The 15,139-nt window shown below is 64.2% G+C and carries 17 protein-coding genes; 4 read left to right on the top strand and 13 right to left on the bottom strand.

Annotation, left to right across the window (positions count from 1 at the left end; all coding sequences use genetic code 11):
* From B0I08_RS00320 to B0I08_RS00305, 4 genes are all read right to left on the bottom strand, one after another.
* On the bottom strand, positions 1 to 750 hold the full coding sequence (locus B0I08_RS00320) for a ribonuclease HII (RefSeq protein WP_106208709.1): 750 nt from the start codon (positions 748 to 750) through the stop codon (positions 1 to 3).
* Positions 751 to 752: 2 nt separating this feature from the next.
* Positions 753 to 1,520, bottom strand: coding sequence for a signal peptidase I (gene lepB, locus B0I08_RS00315; protein ID WP_245884415.1), 768 nt, complete (start codon positions 1,518 to 1,520; stop codon positions 753 to 755).
* Between the two features lie 88 nt (positions 1,521 to 1,608).
* On the bottom strand, positions 1,609 to 1,959 hold the full coding sequence (gene rplS, locus B0I08_RS00310; protein ID WP_106208705.1) for a 50S ribosomal protein L19: 351 nt from the start codon (positions 1,957 to 1,959) through the stop codon (positions 1,609 to 1,611).
* Between the two features lie 178 nt (positions 1,960 to 2,137).
* Positions 2,138 to 2,617 (bottom strand): MFS transporter, encoded by a 480-nt coding sequence (locus B0I08_RS00305; RefSeq protein ID WP_106208703.1) that lies wholly within the window; start codon positions 2,615 to 2,617, stop codon positions 2,138 to 2,140.
* 54 nt (positions 2,618 to 2,671) lie between these two features.
* Between B0I08_RS00305 and B0I08_RS00300 the strand changes: the two genes are divergently transcribed.
* The gene (locus B0I08_RS00300) at positions 2,672 to 3,319 is read left to right on the top strand and encodes a TetR/AcrR family transcriptional regulator (RefSeq protein WP_106208701.1); all 648 of its coding nucleotides are present in this window, start codon (positions 2,672 to 2,674) and stop codon (positions 3,317 to 3,319) included.
* Entirely contained in the window at positions 3,316 to 4,086 is a 771-nt protein-coding gene (gene map, locus B0I08_RS00295) for a type I methionyl aminopeptidase (protein WP_106208700.1), read from the top strand. Before B0I08_RS00300 ends, map begins: the two co-directional genes overlap by 4 nt.
* A gap of 141 nt (positions 4,087 to 4,227) precedes the next feature.
* Here the strand turns inward: map and trmD are convergent, their stop codons facing one another.
* The 6 genes from trmD to B0I08_RS00265 all read right to left on the bottom strand — a co-directional run bounded on the left by trmD (position 4,228) and on the right by B0I08_RS00265 (position 8,827).
* Entirely contained in the window at positions 4,228 to 4,917 is a 690-nt protein-coding gene (gene trmD, locus B0I08_RS00290; RefSeq protein ID WP_106208698.1) for a tRNA (guanosine(37)-N1)-methyltransferase TrmD, read from the bottom strand.
* A gap of 10 nt (positions 4,918 to 4,927) precedes the next feature.
* Entirely contained in the window at positions 4,928 to 5,884 is a 957-nt protein-coding gene (locus B0I08_RS00285) for a formate/nitrite transporter family protein (protein WP_106208696.1), read from the bottom strand.
* Between the two features lie 96 nt (positions 5,885 to 5,980).
* On the bottom strand, positions 5,981 to 6,592 hold the full coding sequence (gene rimM / locus B0I08_RS00280; protein ID WP_245884413.1) for a ribosome maturation factor RimM: 612 nt from the start codon (positions 6,590 to 6,592) through the stop codon (positions 5,981 to 5,983).
* A 2-nt stretch (positions 6,593 to 6,594) separates the two neighbouring features.
* The gene (locus tag B0I08_RS00275) at positions 6,595 to 6,831 is read right to left on the bottom strand and encodes an RNA-binding protein (protein WP_106208694.1); all 237 of its coding nucleotides are present in this window, start codon (positions 6,829 to 6,831) and stop codon (positions 6,595 to 6,597) included.
* A gap of 4 nt (positions 6,832 to 6,835) precedes the next feature.
* On the bottom strand, positions 6,836 to 7,258 hold the full coding sequence (gene rpsP, locus B0I08_RS00270; RefSeq protein ID WP_106208692.1) for a 30S ribosomal protein S16: 423 nt from the start codon (positions 7,256 to 7,258) through the stop codon (positions 6,836 to 6,838).
* 570 nt (positions 7,259 to 7,828) lie between these two features.
* Positions 7,829 to 8,827, bottom strand: coding sequence for a DMT family transporter (locus tag B0I08_RS00265; protein WP_219905585.1), 999 nt, complete (start codon positions 8,825 to 8,827; stop codon positions 7,829 to 7,831).
* Positions 8,828 to 8,956: 129 nt separating this feature from the next.
* Between B0I08_RS00265 and B0I08_RS00260 the strand changes: the two genes are divergently transcribed.
* Positions 8,957 to 10,093 carry a glutamate--cysteine ligase gene (locus tag B0I08_RS00260; protein WP_106208690.1) on the top strand — a complete coding sequence of 379 codons (1,137 nt, stop codon included), beginning with the start codon at positions 8,957 to 8,959 and terminating at the stop codon, positions 10,091 to 10,093.
* Between the two features lie 9 nt (positions 10,094 to 10,102).
* Here the strand turns inward: B0I08_RS00260 and B0I08_RS00255 are convergent, their stop codons facing one another.
* The 3 genes from B0I08_RS00255 to ffh all read right to left on the bottom strand — a co-directional run bounded on the left by B0I08_RS00255 (position 10,103) and on the right by ffh (position 14,439).
* On the bottom strand, positions 10,103 to 10,900 hold the full coding sequence (locus tag B0I08_RS00255; RefSeq protein ID WP_106208688.1) for an LLM class F420-dependent oxidoreductase: 798 nt from the start codon (positions 10,898 to 10,900) through the stop codon (positions 10,103 to 10,105).
* A gap of 35 nt (positions 10,901 to 10,935) precedes the next feature.
* Complete coding sequence (locus B0I08_RS00250) at positions 10,936 to 12,741, bottom strand: HNH endonuclease signature motif containing protein (RefSeq protein WP_181243094.1); 1,806 nt, start codon at positions 12,739 to 12,741, stop codon at positions 10,936 to 10,938.
* A gap of 132 nt (positions 12,742 to 12,873) precedes the next feature.
* Positions 12,874 to 14,439: a signal recognition particle protein gene (ffh, locus tag B0I08_RS00245; RefSeq protein ID WP_106208684.1), complete on the bottom strand. Its 1,566-nt coding sequence runs from the start codon at positions 14,437 to 14,439 to the stop codon at positions 12,874 to 12,876.
* A 70-nt stretch (positions 14,440 to 14,509) separates the two neighbouring features.
* On the opposite strand from ffh, the gene B0I08_RS00240 reads away from it, so the two are divergent.
* Positions 14,510 to 15,028 (top strand): gamma carbonic anhydrase family protein, encoded by a 519-nt coding sequence (locus B0I08_RS00240; protein WP_106209905.1) that lies wholly within the window; start codon positions 14,510 to 14,512, stop codon positions 15,026 to 15,028.
* Positions 15,029 to 15,139: the final 111 nt, after the last annotated feature.

The raw sequence follows: 15,139 nt of genomic DNA, 5'->3' as shown, positions 1-15,139 counted from the left end.
CTAGGCGTTTTCCGCGAGCAGGCTCGAGGCGTGCACAGCGTTGACAATTCCGTTGCCCGAGGCACCCGTTTCGCCGCCGCCTGACGCCCCTGGGTCCAGGATCGTCGGCGTCGCCGAGCGCAACCAGGTGTGCCGGTGCAGCGGCGTCGCCCCGAGCGCAGCTATTGCGTCGAAATGGGCGACCGAGCCGTAACCCTTGTTGGACGCCCAGCCATATCCCGGGTGTGCCAGGTCGGCAGCGATCATAAGGCGGTCGCGGTGCACCTTGGCGAGAACGGATGCCGCGGATACAGACGCGCAGTCGCGATCTGCTTTGACCCGGGTACGCACCCGCAATGGTGTGGCCAGCGACGGAGAAAGCCAGTCGTGCGAGCCGTCGAGCAGGATGACGCTGTCACGCACGTTCGCACCGGCCTGGTGGAGGCTCGCAAGCGCACGCTTTCCGGCTATCCCCAGCGCCGCGATGATGCCGACGGCGTCCACTTCCTCGGCAGTGGCGAGACCCACCGCACTGAAACGAGCCCACAGCGCCGCGCGGGGAGCGAGTTCCTCCCGACGCTTCTCACTGAGGAGTTTGGAATCCCTGAGGCCTTCCGGGTGAGCGCCGACCGCGGCATCCACCAAGCACACTCCCACTCCGACGGGACCGGCAATGGCACCCCTACCGACTTCGTCGCACCCGATGACGTAGCGCGCGCCCGAGTTGTGCAACTCCGTCTCGAACTCAAGGGTGGGTTCGGCAACAGCCACGACTAGTTGCTCGCGTCCTCGACATCGCTGAAAACCAGCGGGTAATTGTCGAGCCAGGCCCAGCGACTCAGCGGCCAACTGACGACAAAGGCCCGCCCGACGACGTCGTCGTACGGGACGTACTCGTGGCCGGGTTCGTTCGCGTGGTGGTACGCCGAATCCGCAGACTGGTATCGGTTGTCGCCCATGACCCAGAGGGAGTCCTCGGGCACCACGATGTCAAACGTCTCCGGTGACGCGTCGGTAAACCCGTCCTTGAGCTGGGTGTACGGCTCTTCGAGCGCGGTGCCATTGACGGTCAGCCTGCCGAACTCGTCACAGCAGATCACGTGGTCCCCGGGAAGCCCGATGACCCGCTTGATGAGGTGGTCGTTGCTGTCGGTCGCACTCAGCCCGACGAAGCCGAGCGCAGAGTCGATGGCCGCAGCGAGCGGATTCTTCTCAACAACGGGCTGGGGCTGAAGCCAGTTGCCCGGGTCCTGGAAGACAATCACGTCGCCTCGACTGATCGGCACCAGGTCGGGAGTGAGTTCGTTGACGATGATCCGGTCGTTGAGAACGAGAGTCTGTTCCATCGACTCGGACGGAATGTAGAAGGATCGAATCAGGAACGTCTTGATCAAAAACGAAATCAGCAGGGCCGCAAGAAAGATGAGCAGGATGTCTCGGGCGAAGCGCATCGCGCTCTTTGCCCGACGGTCCCGTGGTCGATCAAGACTGCCGTCTGGCGTCTCGTCTACTGTGTCCGTCAAACTGTGTCCGTCATTCATGCGCCTGTCGTTTAAGCCCTGATTGTTAAAGCATCGAGCTCCCTGCCAAGTGTAGATGCAGGGAGCTCGAGGTGGATTGGCGCGTCAGTTAGTTGAAACGCTTTTCCTTGATCTTTGCCTTCTTGCCGCGCAGGTCGCGCAGGTAGTACAGCTTCGCGCGGCGAACATCGCCGCGCGTCACAATCTCGATGTGATCGATGACCGGGGAGTGCACCGGGAAGGTACGCTCGACGCCAACCTGGAAGCTGACCTTACGGACCGTGAAGGTCTCGCGAACGCTGTCACCCTGGCGACCGATAACGACACCCTGGAAGACCTGGATACGTGAACGGGTACCTTCAATGATGTTTACGTGCACCTTGACGGTGTCACCCGCGCGGAAGTCGGGGACGTCCGAACGCAGTGAAGCTGCGTCGACGCCTTCGAGGAGATGGCTCATGGCTTGTCGCTCTCTGTAACCGCCACAGGTCGATCACGTTCTGTTATGTAAAAGAATGAAGGGTGTGCCCGAACCGTTTGCTCCCCTGTGGCAGAGCCGAAACATGGCACAAGGGGTAATTCTGCCATACGCAAGCCAAAGCTGCTAACCCACGGAGCGATCCGGGCCAGGCTTTGTCTCACCGGGGTTTCTCATCGGGGTTGATCACAATGATGCGCCGCGGCTCGACGGTAGGTCCGGCGGCCCCCGGAGGTTGCGCCGCGCGCTCGAAGTCCGCAACAATTCCTCGGAATCGGGCCCGGGTTTCGCGGAACAGCGTCCAGGCTGACACCCAGAAGGCCGCGATCGAGAGCAGCACCACGGCGACCGCTAGGGCTTGGAACGCCCACAGTCCGTACGCCACAATCGCGAGGTACCAGACCGTCAGCAGCGACGCGTCGCGCCACGAGACCGCGCGGATCGACCGTACGCTGACGCGCGCGTTGATCAGCGCGCCCACTACGACCATTGACAGAAACAGCGCCGGGCAGGCGAAGAGATATACCAGAAGTTCCCAACCCACCCCGTCGGCAAGTATCCCCCGCGAAACCAGCACCCACGTGGGGAGAACAACCGCGGCCACGAACTGGCCGAGGTAAAGAAGTCGGCGATAGGACATAACTTAAGGGTATCTTCAGCAGTGGCACGCTACCCGATCGGAAGACACATTCTCATGAACGACCAGCAGGAAGTTCCCACTGTCCAAGGCCTGGTCCGGACAGAGCCCATTCAGCAGCGCAGCGCGCAGCGGGTCGAAAAGTTGCTCGACGCAGCGGCGGAAATCATCCACGCCGACGGAATCGACAGTCTCACCACCAGCGACGTCGCGATCCGGTCCGGCTCATCCGTCGGTGTTGTGTACCGGTACTTTCCAAACATCCAATCCCTCCTTCGCGCCCTCGCGGCACGCAACCTCGAGCACTACACCGACCGGGTGTTCGCGGCGCTGGAAAACGACCAGAACGCATGGCGGAATGCGCTGGACGCCGCCATCGACACCTTCGTTGACATGCATCGCAATCACGTCGGCTTCCGCGCCCTCCGCTTCGGTGACGTCATCAACGACCGGTTCCTCGACCCGAGCTTGAGCAACAATGGTGTCTTCTCGCGCGCGATCGCGGGAATCCTCGGCGAGAAGTACAACTTCGTGCCGACCGACGACCTGATCTTCGATCTGGAGATCATCGTCGAAATCGAAAACGCGCTCATGAAGCGAGCATTCCTTCTTGAGCCGCAGGGTGATGAGAGATTCATCCAGAAAGCACGCGAGATCGCTCGCGGCTACCTTAGAGAATCCACCCACCTCCCGGTCGTTCCGTGATCGAACTACGCACCCGCGCCGAGATCGATGAGATGCGAGCGGCGGGCAGCTTCGTGGCCAGCGTGCTCGAGGCAACGTCCGAAGCTGCGGCAGTCGGTGTGAACCTTCTCACCCTTGACAAGCTCGCGCACGGCATGATTCGCAGCAGCGGCGCCGAGAGCTGTTACATCGACTACCACCCCTCCTTCGGCGCCTCGCCGTTTGGAAAGGTCATCTGCACGTCGGTCAATGACGCCGCGCTGCACGGTCTCCCCCACGACTACCGCCTGCGCGATGGCGACATGATCAGCCTCGACTTTGCCGCGTCTGTCAATGGATGGGTGTGCGATTCAGCGTTGACCATGATTGTCGGCACGCCCCGGGAAGAGGATCTCAGACTCATCGAGGTCACGGACTTCGCGCTGGAAGCAGGCATCGCCGCCGCTATCGCCGGCGGAAAGATGGGCGATGTGTCTGCGGCCATCGGTTCCGTCGCCCGCAGTGCCGGTCTCGGAGTGAACACTGACTTCGGCGGTCACGGTGTGGGACGCACCATGCACGGCGATCCCCATGTCCCGAACGACGGACGCGCCAAACGCGGGGTGCCGCTGCGCGAGGGCCTGGTGTTCGCGATTGAGCCGTGGTTCATGCACACCACGGACAAGATCTACACCGATCGCGACGGCTGGACGCTGCGCAGCGCAGACGGCTCGCGCGCGGCGCACGCTGAGCACACCGTCGCGATCACGGCGGACGGCCCGCTCGTCCTGACCGCACGCTCGTCCTGACCGCATGCTCGTCCCGCCAGCGCGCTGGTCCTGACCGCACGCTCGTCCCGCCAGCACGCACGCTCGTTCTGACCGCACGCGCCTCCTGACCGCACGCGCGCCCCGCCAGCGCGCTGGTCCTGACCGTTACTCGTCCGTGAGTCAGCCGGGCAACAGATCGGGGCGGACGCGCTCGGTACGTTCCACTTGCTGGGCGTGCCGCCACTGCGCGATCTTGGCATGGTTGCCGCTCAACAGCACCGGCGGAACTTCGAGCCCTCGCCAGGCCGACGGCTTGGTGTAGCTGGGGTACTCGAGCAGACCGTCTTCGTGACTCTCCTCGGTGAGGCTCTCCGGATTTCCCACCATGCCCGGCACCAGTCGACCGATCGCCTCGATCATGGCCATGGCCGCGACCTCGCCGCCGTTGAGAACGTAGTCCCCGAGACTGATCTCACGCACGTTCGCACGGGTACGGGTGTGGTCGATGACGCGCTGGTCGATTCCCTCGTATCGCCCGCACCCGAATACGAGGTGGGGGCTGAGCGCGAGTTCGCGGGCCGTCGCCTGGGTGAATCGCTCCCCCGCCGGCGACGGGAACACAACGGTCGTCTCTACGACGGCGTCAGCGAGGATTGAGTCGAGAGCTTCGCCCCATGGTTCTGGCTTCATGACCATGCCCGCACCGCCGCCGTACGGTGTGTCGTCGACCGTGCGGTGCCTGTCGTGGGTGAAGTCGCGGAGGTCATGCACGGACAGCGCGATGAGTCCGGACGCTCTCGCCTTACCAACGAGGGAAACGTCCAGAACGGAGAAAAACTCGGGGAAGATGGTCAGGATGTCGATGCGCACGCTAAGGAGTCTAGGAGTGCTGCAACGCCCCCGACTCCGCAGCAGCGCGTGGTTCGAGCAGAGACTCGCCGTTCGCGGCGGTCCCGTTGGGTTCATCATGGGTGGTCTCAGTGCGTCCGTCCGAAGCAGTTGCGCTGCGCTGGCCCGAAGCGTGCCCGGCGCGCGGCTCGGAGGCGCTTCTCACTCGCGTGCGATGTGAGAAGTAGATCGGCAGCGCTGTGAAGAGCATCGCCCCGAGCAGGTTACCGAGCAATACCGGACCCTGGTTCCAGCCCCACCACTGTCCGAAGCTGACATCCGCTCCCAGCATCATCCCTGCAGGAATCGCGAACATGTTCACGACGGCGTGCTCGAGTCCGAGACTGAAGAAAATGGTGACGGGCAGCCACATGGCGAGGATTTTTCCTGAGGTGGATGTCGAGCTGTACGAGATGATGGTGCCGATCGCAACCATCCAGTTGCAGAGCATCGCCTTGATGACGACCACGGCGATGCCGGCGCCGCCCGCCGCCGCGTAGGGCAGCACCTTGTGCTCGGCCAAGTGAATGATCGCCTCGATCATGGGGTCGGATGTATCCGTGCCCGCGTACGTGATGGCGAATGTGTAGAGGGCCGCGTATAGCACCGCTCCGAAGATATGCGACACAATCACGATCGCGAAGTTCTTCACGCACTTCGCGAGGCTCGTGCGGCCTTCCATCACGGCGAGGGGGATCAGAGCGAAACTGCCGGTCACCAGCTCGAGCCCGAGCAGGATGATGATGACGAAACCGACGGGAAAGAGCACAGCGCCCACGATGGGAAGCCCCGTCTGCACCGATGCGGTGAGGGCGACGGTGGTCGCGGCACCGAGAATCGCGCCGGCGAGGGTGCCCCGGGCGATCATCTGCCAGACGGTGAGGTTGGATTTGTCGACACCGGAGTGCACAATCGCGTCGATCAACTGGTCCGGCTTGACGTACGACATTCGGCGCTTCTCCCATATGGATCAGCCGAGAGGCCGACGTTCAATGGTAGAACTCGGGGAACACCGATTTGCGGGACGAAAGTCCCGGTGAGGCGACTATTCGCTCTCGGTGGTGGGTCGAGCGGCCAACTCGGGGTCGAGCTCGTCCTCAGGGAGCTGCTCGAACAATCCGGGCGGCGGGGTCACGGTGAGCGTGCCCGCCTTGACGTCGACCGCGGTGACGATCGCCTTTACGAACGGCACGAGAACGTCGCCGTCGTCGGTTTTCACCGTGAGCAGATCCTGTGCCGGGAAGTGATCGATCTGCGAGACGACGCCGACCTTCACCCCGTCGCGAAGCACTGTCAGTCCCACCAGCTGATGGTCGTACCAGGCGTCTTCTTCTTCGGGGAGCTCTGCGGCATCCTGCTCGACCCAGAGAATCGCCTTGACCAGGGCCTCGGCGGCGCTGCGATCCGGCACATCCTTGAAAAAGCCCACCGCGTGGCTGTTGTACCAGCGAAGCTCGACGAGCTCGAGGGTTTTGCCGTGCCAGGCGTGCCCGGTCGGAACCTGGAGCGAGAACACGGCACCGGGGACGAAACGTCGCTCCGGGTCATCCGTGTATAGCTCGATCTTTATTGCGCCTTTGAGGCCGTGCGCCTTAGTGAGACGCCCGATGCGAAGCTGCGTGCGCCCGGAGGCCGACGCATTGTCAGAAGCAGCCACGACTAGGAGTCGGTGTCTACCACGTCGACGCGCACACGCTTGCCGTCGGCAAGTGCCGCGATCAGCGTGCGGAGAGCCTTCGCGGTGCGACCGGCGCGCCCGATGACCCGGCCGAGGTCCTCGGGGTGCACGCGCACCTCAAGGACCTCGCCACGGGGAGAGTTCTTTGCTACAACCTTCACTTCGGCGGGGTTATCTACGATCCCCTTGACGAGGTGTTCGAGGGCGGTAGCGAGCATGCTGCTATGCCTGGTCGGCGTCTGCAGCAGCGTCGGGCTCGTCGGCTACGACGGTCTCAACGACGGGAGCAGGCTTCTCGGACTTGGGCTTGAGAACCGGCTTCTTCTTGAGGTCGGCTTCGAAGGGAACCTTCGCTTCCTTGACCTTGACGGTGCTGACAGCGTCCTTGTCACCCTTGAAGGTTCCCCAGTCGCCCGTGAGCTTCAGGATTGCTTCAACCTGCGGGGACGGCTGCGCGCCGACGCCCAGCCAGTACTGCGCGCGCTCCGACTTGACCTCGATGTACGAGGGCTCCTCGGTCGGGTGATACAGGCCGATCTCTTCGATGACACGACCGTCGCGCTTGGTGCGCGAGTCGGCAACAACGATGCGGTAGTACGGTGCACGGATCTTGCCCATGCGCTTCAAACGGATCTTGACAGCCACAATTCTCCTGAATTACTTATAAGGGTGTCGAACTGCTAGCCGTGAGCGTGGGGGCACACTCGGCAAAAAAGCTCTAAGGGTGTCCATCGGGTCTGATTAGAGGGTCGGACGACGACGGACGCGACTCCCTATTCTGCCAGATACTTGGCATACACGCCTACCACCCGGGCGGATTTCGTCCAATTGTCGGAAAATCCTGCCGCAACGGCGTCGCGGCGAGGTTCGCCCGAGCGGGTCGTGGCAAGCCAGTTCAGTTCAGGCCAGGCCAGGCCAGGTCACGTCAGGTCGGGTCGGGTCGGGTTGGGTTGGGTCGGGCCAGGTTAGGTCAGGTCAAGTCAGGTCAGGTTCGGCCGGGCCAGGTTAGGCCGGGTCAGGTCGGGTCGGGTCGGGTCAGGTCGGGTCGGGTGCGGCCAGGTTCGGCCGGGCCAGAGGAGTCGACGCTCGGCCATGAGTGAGTGGAGCATGGGCTGGCCGACCACGTGTGAGTTGACGATGGCTGAGTCGACGATCGCTGAGTCGACGATCGCTGAGTCTAGGTTGCTTGAGATGGGCGGGATGCCCCGGGGCTGGTCACCCGCGAACGCGCGGCTTTCTGCGGCTCAACGCAACGCCGACCAGGCACACCGCCCCACCCAGGATCGCGAGCAACGGCGGTACCTCTCCGAACACCACGAGGGCCAGCAGGATCACCAGCGGAGGAACCACATAGGTGGAAATGCTGAGTCGGCCGGCGGGCACCCGTGCGAGCGCATATCCCCAGGTGGTGAACGCGAGTGCTGTGGGTACCGCGCCAAGGTAGACAGCACCGAGGACGGCGCTGACGGGCGCGTCGCGCAGGTCACCAGCGAGTGATCCCGCGAAGGGCAGGCACGCGATCGTTCCGGCAACGCACCCCAGCCACGTCACCTGCGCTGACGGCAGGTTACGCAGCAGTGGCTTCTGCACCAGCACACCGATCGCGTAGGTGACCGCTGCAACGAGGCACCAGATCACACCGGCGGCGTCCACGGTTCCGGTGAACGCACCGCTACCCGCGCCGATGAGTATCACTCCGGCAAATGCGACACCAGCGCCGATCGCCAGCCACTTCGGTATTCCCTCACCGAGGAAGATGCCCGCGCCGAGGGCGATCAGGATCGGGCCGATGTTCACGAGCATCGCTGTGGTGCCGGCGTCGAGAGTCTGCTCGGCCGTGTTGAGGGCCACGTTATAAGCGCCAAACCAGGCGACGCCGAACAGCGCCAGCGCCAACCATTCGCGGGAACTGGGACGTACCCACCGGCCGCGGAGCACCAGAAGTCCAAGCAGAAGCGAGCCCACCAGCAGCCGCGCCAACGCAAGAGCACCACCGCTGAAGTGTTCGCCGGTGCCCCGGATGACCACAAATGCGCTCGCCCAGGCCAGCACGGTGACAACGATCGCGGTGAGAACCCAACCCCGAGGAGCCTCCGCGATGACCGCGCCAGATGCTGGGGAGGTGGAGCCGGGCGCCGGGGAGGTGGATGCCGGGCGTGCAGCCCCGGGTGCCGGAGACGATCTAACAGGTTCGGGACGATCGGGTCTACTCACGCCTCTACGGTAGCGAGGACCAGAGACATAGGCACCGCGGCATCCGCTCGCACAGTGAAGTCGGCACGGACTACTCGAAACTTGGCCGTGGTGCGCGCCAATGGGCGACAAACTTGCCAGACTCTCTCCATGGAAATCGAATTCGCGCCGTCAGCACGGTCCAGCATCGGCCTGGAGTGGGAGATCGCGTGCGTCGATCCGTCGACGGGCGAACTGACCCCGGCCGCACCCGACGTATTCGCGAAGCTGGGCGAAGGGGCGCCGGGCGAGTTTCCGCAGATCACCACCGAGCTGCTCACCAACACAGTCGAAGTCGTGAGTGCACCCCACCCCCGTGTCGGCGCAGCGGTCGCTGACCTCGACCACATGATCGAGCGCGTCCGGGGAGTGACCGACGCGGCGGGAGTGGACCTGATGTGTGCGGGAACCCACCCGTTCAGCCAGTGGTTCCAGCAGGAAATAACGCCGGGGCACGAACGCTATGCCACCCTAATCGACCGCACGCAGTGGTGGGGTCGACAGATGATGATCTGGGGTGTGCACATGCATCTGGGGATTGAGGACCGGGAGAAGGTGCTCCCCATCCTCAACGGGATGCTCAGTTTCTATCCGCACTTTCAGGCGTTGTCCGCTTCCAGCCCGTACTGGGCGGGTGAGGCGACCGGATACGCGTCGAATCGCGCGCTGATGTTTCAGCAGTTGCCGACCGCGGGTCTGCCGCCCCAGCTCGGCGAGTGGGCGCACTACGAAGAGCTGGTGAGCGATCTGACCCACGTCGGGGTGATCGAAGACCACTCCGAGTTGCGCTGGGACCTGCGCCCGTCGCCCAAGTGGGGAACCATCGAGTTGCGCTTCTGCGACGGCCTCGCCACGAGTGACGAGGTGGCGGCTCTCGGCGCGCTCGCCCAGTGCCTGGTGGAAGACCTCTCGACGAAGCTCGACGCGGGCCTGGACCTCCCCACGATGCAGCCGTGGTTCGTGCGGGAGAACAAGTGGCGCGCAGCCCGGTACGGGATGGACGCGATCATCATTCAGGACTCGCACGGCAACGAGCAGCTGGTGACGGACGACCTGCTGGCGTTGCTCGACCGGCTCGAACCTGTCGCCGAACGCCTCGGCTGCCTCGACGAGCTGATGGGAATCGAAACCATGCTCGACCGCGGAGCGAGTTACCAGCGTCAGCTGGCGGTGTCCGGGCAGAATAACGGCAATCTCAAAGCCGTGGTCAGATCGCTTGTTGGCGAACTGCGCGACGGGCTGCACTGAGTTCGACCGCTACGCTCCGTTTTTCGCGTCGCGCCAGGCGAGCCACTTCTTCACACCGTCGAGCGGGTAGTCGGGCCCGGAGATGCCGAGCGTAAACAGTGTTGTCCCGAGTCCGTACAGTTCGTCAGCCTCAGCCTCACCGAGGGAACGCAGTTCGGTCGAGATCTCGATCTCACTGACGTCACGACCGACATCCTCGCCGTGCTTCGCAAGGATCTCCAGCTTGCGCTTCATCGTCTCGGCGTCGGAGAAGCTGTGCCAGATGTCAGCATGCTTCGCCACGATCTTGAGAGTTTTCTTCTCACCGCCACCGCCGATCAGGATCGGGATCTTCCGAGTCGGCGCCGGGTTGATCTTGGCCCACCGCGCCTCGACGCGCGGAAGGTTGTCGGCGAGCGAGTCCAGGCGCTGACCAACGGTGCCGAACTCGTAACCGTATTCGTCGTAGTCCCGCTCGAACCAGCCAGAACCCGTACCGAAGATGAATCTGCCCTCACCGGACTGGGCGCTGATGTGGTCAATCGTGCGGGCCATATCGGCCTGCAGATCGGCGTTGCGGTAGCTGTTGCAGTTCACCAACGAACCAAACTGCACGCGGGTGGTCTGCTCCGCCCACGCGGCGAGCATCGTCCACGCCTCGAAGTGGAGCCCGTCCTTCTCGCCACTGAGCGGGAAGAAGTGATCCCAGTTGAACAGGATATCGACACCGAGGTCTTCGAGTTCGGCGACCGTGTCGCGAATCTTCGAGTAGGGAGCGTGCTGCGGCTGAACTTGGACGCCGAGGCGTACCGGACGAGATGAAGTCATAGCGGCAAGCTAATCATGAGATCGGGTGCGGCGGGTCAGACTCGACGCTGCTGCTGGAGTTGTAGGTACGCGGGGCTCCGGGTCGGCATCAGCCGCGGAGTTTGCGCGGGGTCGACGGACCTCGGCGGGATCAGCCAGTACGTCGAGCGCCGCCGGTGGATCTCCCACCCGTCGTTGTGAAGGGTCAGGTGGTGGTGCTTGCAGAGGAGGATGCCGTTGACAATCGTGGTGCGGCCTCCGTCACGGTCCCACTGCTCAATGTGGTGGGCCTCGGTCCACGACGGCGGCCGATCACAGGTTCCCACGCCGGACGCGTCTCCCCACCGACATCCACCGTCCCGGGCGCCCAGCCCTTGGCGCTGCTTACGGGAATACAGGCGTTGCTCCGAGGCGACGTCGATGGGTTGCCCGGTGGTGTCGAACTCGACGGTCGATGTGGTTCCCGTACAGACGACGCGGGCGACCGTGGCCGCGGACACGGGTTCTTGCTGACCTTCGATCCAGCCGGGGCCGAACCGGTCTTCTGGCGCGGTCACTCGCGATTGGCCGAACTTGTCTTCTGGCGCGGACTCCCGCGATTGGCCTGGTGGGTCGATGTGGTGGTGGGCGGGGTAGTCCTGGGCCGGCCCGTCCTGGGCTGGATCGTCCTGAGCTGGATCGTCTTGCACGCCACCGGGACACCGAGCTGGCGCAGAGCCGCCCGCGAGCGGCCGGGTGGTCAGGATGCGCACGGAGGGGGTGCCGGTGCCCAGGACCATGGACGGGTCAGTGGCGACGCCGTTCTGTAGCAACTGGGCGAAGCTGTCTGATGCCAGTTGCTCGGTGGTGCGATCGTCTGCAGCGATTCGAGCAGCGAGTTCGCCGGCCGCGCCGGTTGACGTTCGTGGGCCTCCGCGGCGTGGCGAGGTGGCACGGTCGTACACTTCGCCGACGACAGCGTAGGTCTCGGGATCCATGATCCAGACCATGCGCGCCATTCCGTCCCGCTGCCTGGTCACCGTCAGAGAGCGTTTTTGGCGACGCTCCTCTTCGCGGAGTCCGATGCCGGCGAAGTCGAGTTCGTCGCGCAGCCTCCGAGCTCTCGCGTAGAGCCGGTCAGGGTCCAGGTGCACAGCCTCGCGACAGAGCTGTCGTGCTGCGGCCCTCAATGCGTCTGCCGATACCCCCTCCGTTGGAACGCCGAGGCCACGCCGGATCGATTCCGCAGCCTCCAGCGACATGCCGCGGGTGAGCGCGCGTCCGACATCGACTAGCCACGGCTCGGCCGCCGTCACTTCTTCACCGGTAGTCGGGTTGAGCGGGGGTGGCGACCCGGCTATTTTCGCGACGTCGAGGGTCTGTGTTTCGTGGATGAGCCGCCCCTGCCGGATGGCGCGCGCAGCGTCTTGATGCTGGAGCTTGCCAATGGCCTTTGTCATCTCCTCCGGCGTACGGTGCCCACCTTGGCGTGCCATACCCTGCGCTCCCAACTCGGGGGCTGAACGCCGTTGAATCTGCCCCGCCGTGAGCGCAAGGAGAGTACCGGCGAGACGGTGTAGTCCGGCGGCGAGCTGGTGAAGTTCAGTGACGGTCGCGTTATCGACGAGGTCATACAGCGCAACCTCGGTTGGGACCTGACCCGCGACGGCCAACGCGGTACGGAAGGCCGCCGCCAGTGCCAGATCGGCGGCGGCCTCGGCTGGCTCGTCGAGTGGAACACCACCAGGCACCCGGGCCGCTGCGCCGTCGGGTGCCTCTCGTGCCTCCGGTGCGTCGAGTGGAACAGCCGCACCCACGCTCGCGCCAGCGTCGAGCGGCAACGCGGTCGAGTGAGCTGTGGGGCGGAACCCGGTGAAGGCCATACCCCAATTTTTCCCGAGTGGGGCCTCGGGAACACGTGGATTGTGCGGTTGGTGGAGAGCTCGCGACATCCACCTGCAGAGAAGGAGAAGAGGAGTTGCTTGCCGCCGCTTCCCGCCGGATCCCGCCGGACCCTACCGGCCGAGGAACTTCTGCAGGCTGGCCAGTTCTTCTTCGCTCGGGCCACCCGGCGCCGCGCCCTTGTTGCCGCCCAGGCCAAAGCCAGACCCTGCGGGTTCGGTGGATGATCCGGGCTTGGAGCCCGCGGCCAACGCAGCGTTCTCGGCCGCACGCTTGGCCGGGTTGCCCGACTTCGAGCCCTTTTTAGCCTGCACTTTGGGCTTGCCGAACTTTGCCCCGGGGATCGGGCCCATTCCGGGAATGTTTGGCATTCCGCCCTTGGCGACGGTCTTCATCATTTTGGCGGCCTGCTCGAACCGGTTGACCAAACCGTTCACCTCGGTCACGGTGGTGCCGGCTCCGCGCGCGATGCGGGCGCGGCGCGAACCGTTGAGCAGCTTGGGGGTGCGGCGTTCGGTCGGGGTCATCGACTGGATGATCGCCTCGGTGCGGGTCAGCTCGCTCTCGTCGAAGTTCTCGAGCTGTTCCTTCATGCCGCGGGCGCCGGGGAGCATCCCCAGCATGTTCTTGAGCGAGCCCATCTTCTTGAGCTGCTGCATCTGCGAAAGGAAGTCCTCGAGCGTGAAGGTGTCGGTGGCGAATTTCTCCGCGACCTTGCGCGATTCCTCCTCGTCGAACGCCGACTGCGCCTGCTCGATGAGCGACATGATGTCACCCAGGTCGAGGATACGGCTGGCCATGCGGTCGGGGTGGAAGGGTTCGAAATCGTCGAGCGACTCGCCGGTGGAGGCGAAGATGATCGGCCGGCCGGTCACCGACGCAACGGACAGGGCAGCACCACCACGTGCGTCGCCGTCGAGCTTCGACAGCACGACCGCGGTGAAATCGACACCAGCCTGGAAGGCCTTCGCTGTGGCCACGGCGTCCTGGCCGATCATCGCGTCGATGACGAACAACACCTCGTCGGGGTTGATCGCCTTGCGGATGTCTGCGGCCTGCTTCATCATCTCGGCGTCGACACCCAGGCGTCCGGCGGTGTCAACGATGACGACATCGTGCTGTTTGTCTTTTGCGTACTTGATCGCGTCTTTGGCCACCCGCACGGGGTTGCCGACGCCGTTGCCCGGCTCGGGCGCGAACACCGGAACGCCCGCCTGCGAACCCACAACCTGCAGCTGGGTGACAGCGTTCGGGCGCTGGAGGTCGGCTGCGACGAGGATCGGGGTGTGCCCGTCCTTCGCGAGCCATTTCGCAAGCTTTCCCGCAAGAGTGGTTTTACCGGCACCCTGGAGACCGGCGAGCATAATCACCGTCGGTGGCTGTTTGGAGAATTCGAGGCGGCGCTGTTGTCCTCCGAGAATGGTGATGAGCTCGTCGTTGACGATCTGCACCACCTGCTGGGCCGGGTTGAGTGCCTTGGAGACCTCATCGCTCAGGGCCCGCTCACGCACCCTCCCGGTAAATTCCTTGACGACGTCGAGCGCAACGTCGGCGTCGAGGAGCGCGCGGCGAATCTCGCGGACGGTGCCGTCAACGTCTGCGGGGCTGAGCTTGCCCTTCCCGCGGAGGTTTTTGAAAGTAGTCGCGAGGCGATCTGAGAGGTTTCCGAAGCTGGCCATGGTGGTTTTAGTTTAACCGGTGCGCGACGCCGGTGCTTCCGATCGCCCAGCCGAGTCTTACGCTGAGCGCATGGCCCTGATTATCCCGTTCGACGGCACCTCTCCTACCGTGGACCCCAGCGCATTTGTTGCCCCGACCGCGACACTTATCGGCGCCGTCACTTTGGCTGCCAACTCCAGCGTGCTGTTCGGTGCGGTATTGCGCGCAGATCGTGCGGAGATACGCATCGGCGCTGGCTCGAACCTGCAGGACAACGTCGTTGTTCACGGCGACCCAAACACCCCAACGATCGTGGGTGCCGGCGTCAGCGTGGGTCACGCAACAGTGCTGCACGGCTGTTTGATCGAAGACGGATGTCTCGTGGGAATGAACGCGACAGTGCTTAACCGTGCCGTCGTGGGGAGACAATCTCTGGTGGCCGCAGGCTCCGTCGTGCTCGAGGACAGCATCATCCCGCCTCGATCCCTGGTGGCAGGCGTGCCCGCGAAAGTACGTCGCAGCCTGACCGACGAAGAAGTAGAAGGACTGCGCCAGAACGCCGTCACCTACGTCGAGCTGGGCGCGGCGTATCGGGCCGCCCTCGGCTAAGAGCGCCTCTTCTCGGCCCGCTGCTTCGGGCGCCGCGCCGCGCGCCCGCACACCTGCGCCACTCTCCGTGTCAAAAACTATTGACACGAGGTCAACGTCGTTTTACTCTCG

The sequence above is a fragment of the Glaciihabitans tibetensis genome, assembly GCF_003003265.1.
GTDB classification, from domain to species: domain Bacteria; phylum Actinomycetota; class Actinomycetes; order Actinomycetales; family Microbacteriaceae; genus Glaciihabitans; species Glaciihabitans tibetensis.
This window is presented reverse-complemented; position numbering and strand designations above follow the sequence as displayed.

Bases quoted from the DNA above. Each gene is read 5' to 3' on its own strand.
- rplS (WP_106208705.1), bottom strand. From the start codon at position 1,959: ATGAGCCATCTCCTCGAAGGCGTCGACGCAGCTTCACTGCGTTCGGAC.
- B0I08_RS00285 (WP_106208696.1), bottom strand. From the start codon at position 5,884: ATGTCGTACGTCAAGCCGGACCAGTTGATCGACGCGATTGTGCACTCC.
- B0I08_RS00240 (WP_106209905.1), top strand. From the start codon at position 14,510: ATGGCCCTGATTATCCCGTTCGACGGCACCTCTCCTACCGTGGACCCC.
- B0I08_RS00305 (WP_106208703.1), bottom strand. From the start codon at position 2,617: ATGTCCTATCGCCGACTTCTTTACCTCGGCCAGTTCGTGGCCGCGGTT.
- B0I08_RS00275 (WP_106208694.1), bottom strand. From the start codon at position 6,831: ATGCTCGCTACCGCCCTCGAACACCTCGTCAAGGGGATCGTAGATAAC.
- B0I08_RS00260 (WP_106208690.1), top strand. From the start codon at position 8,957: ATGGAAATCGAATTCGCGCCGTCAGCACGGTCCAGCATCGGCCTGGAG.
- B0I08_RS00250 (WP_181243094.1), bottom strand. From the start codon at position 12,741: ATGGCCTTCACCGGGTTCCGCCCCACAGCTCACTCGACCGCGTTGCCG.
- lepB (WP_245884415.1), bottom strand. From the start codon at position 1,520: ATGAATGACGGACACAGTTTGACGGACACAGTAGACGAGACGCCAGAC.
- B0I08_RS00255 (WP_106208688.1), bottom strand. From the start codon at position 10,900: ATGACTTCATCTCGTCCGGTACGCCTCGGCGTCCAAGTTCAGCCGCAG.
- B0I08_RS00300 (WP_106208701.1), top strand. From the start codon at position 2,672: ATGAACGACCAGCAGGAAGTTCCCACTGTCCAAGGCCTGGTCCGGACA.
- ffh (WP_106208684.1), bottom strand. From the start codon at position 14,439: ATGGCCAGCTTCGGAAACCTCTCAGATCGCCTCGCGACTACTTTCAAA.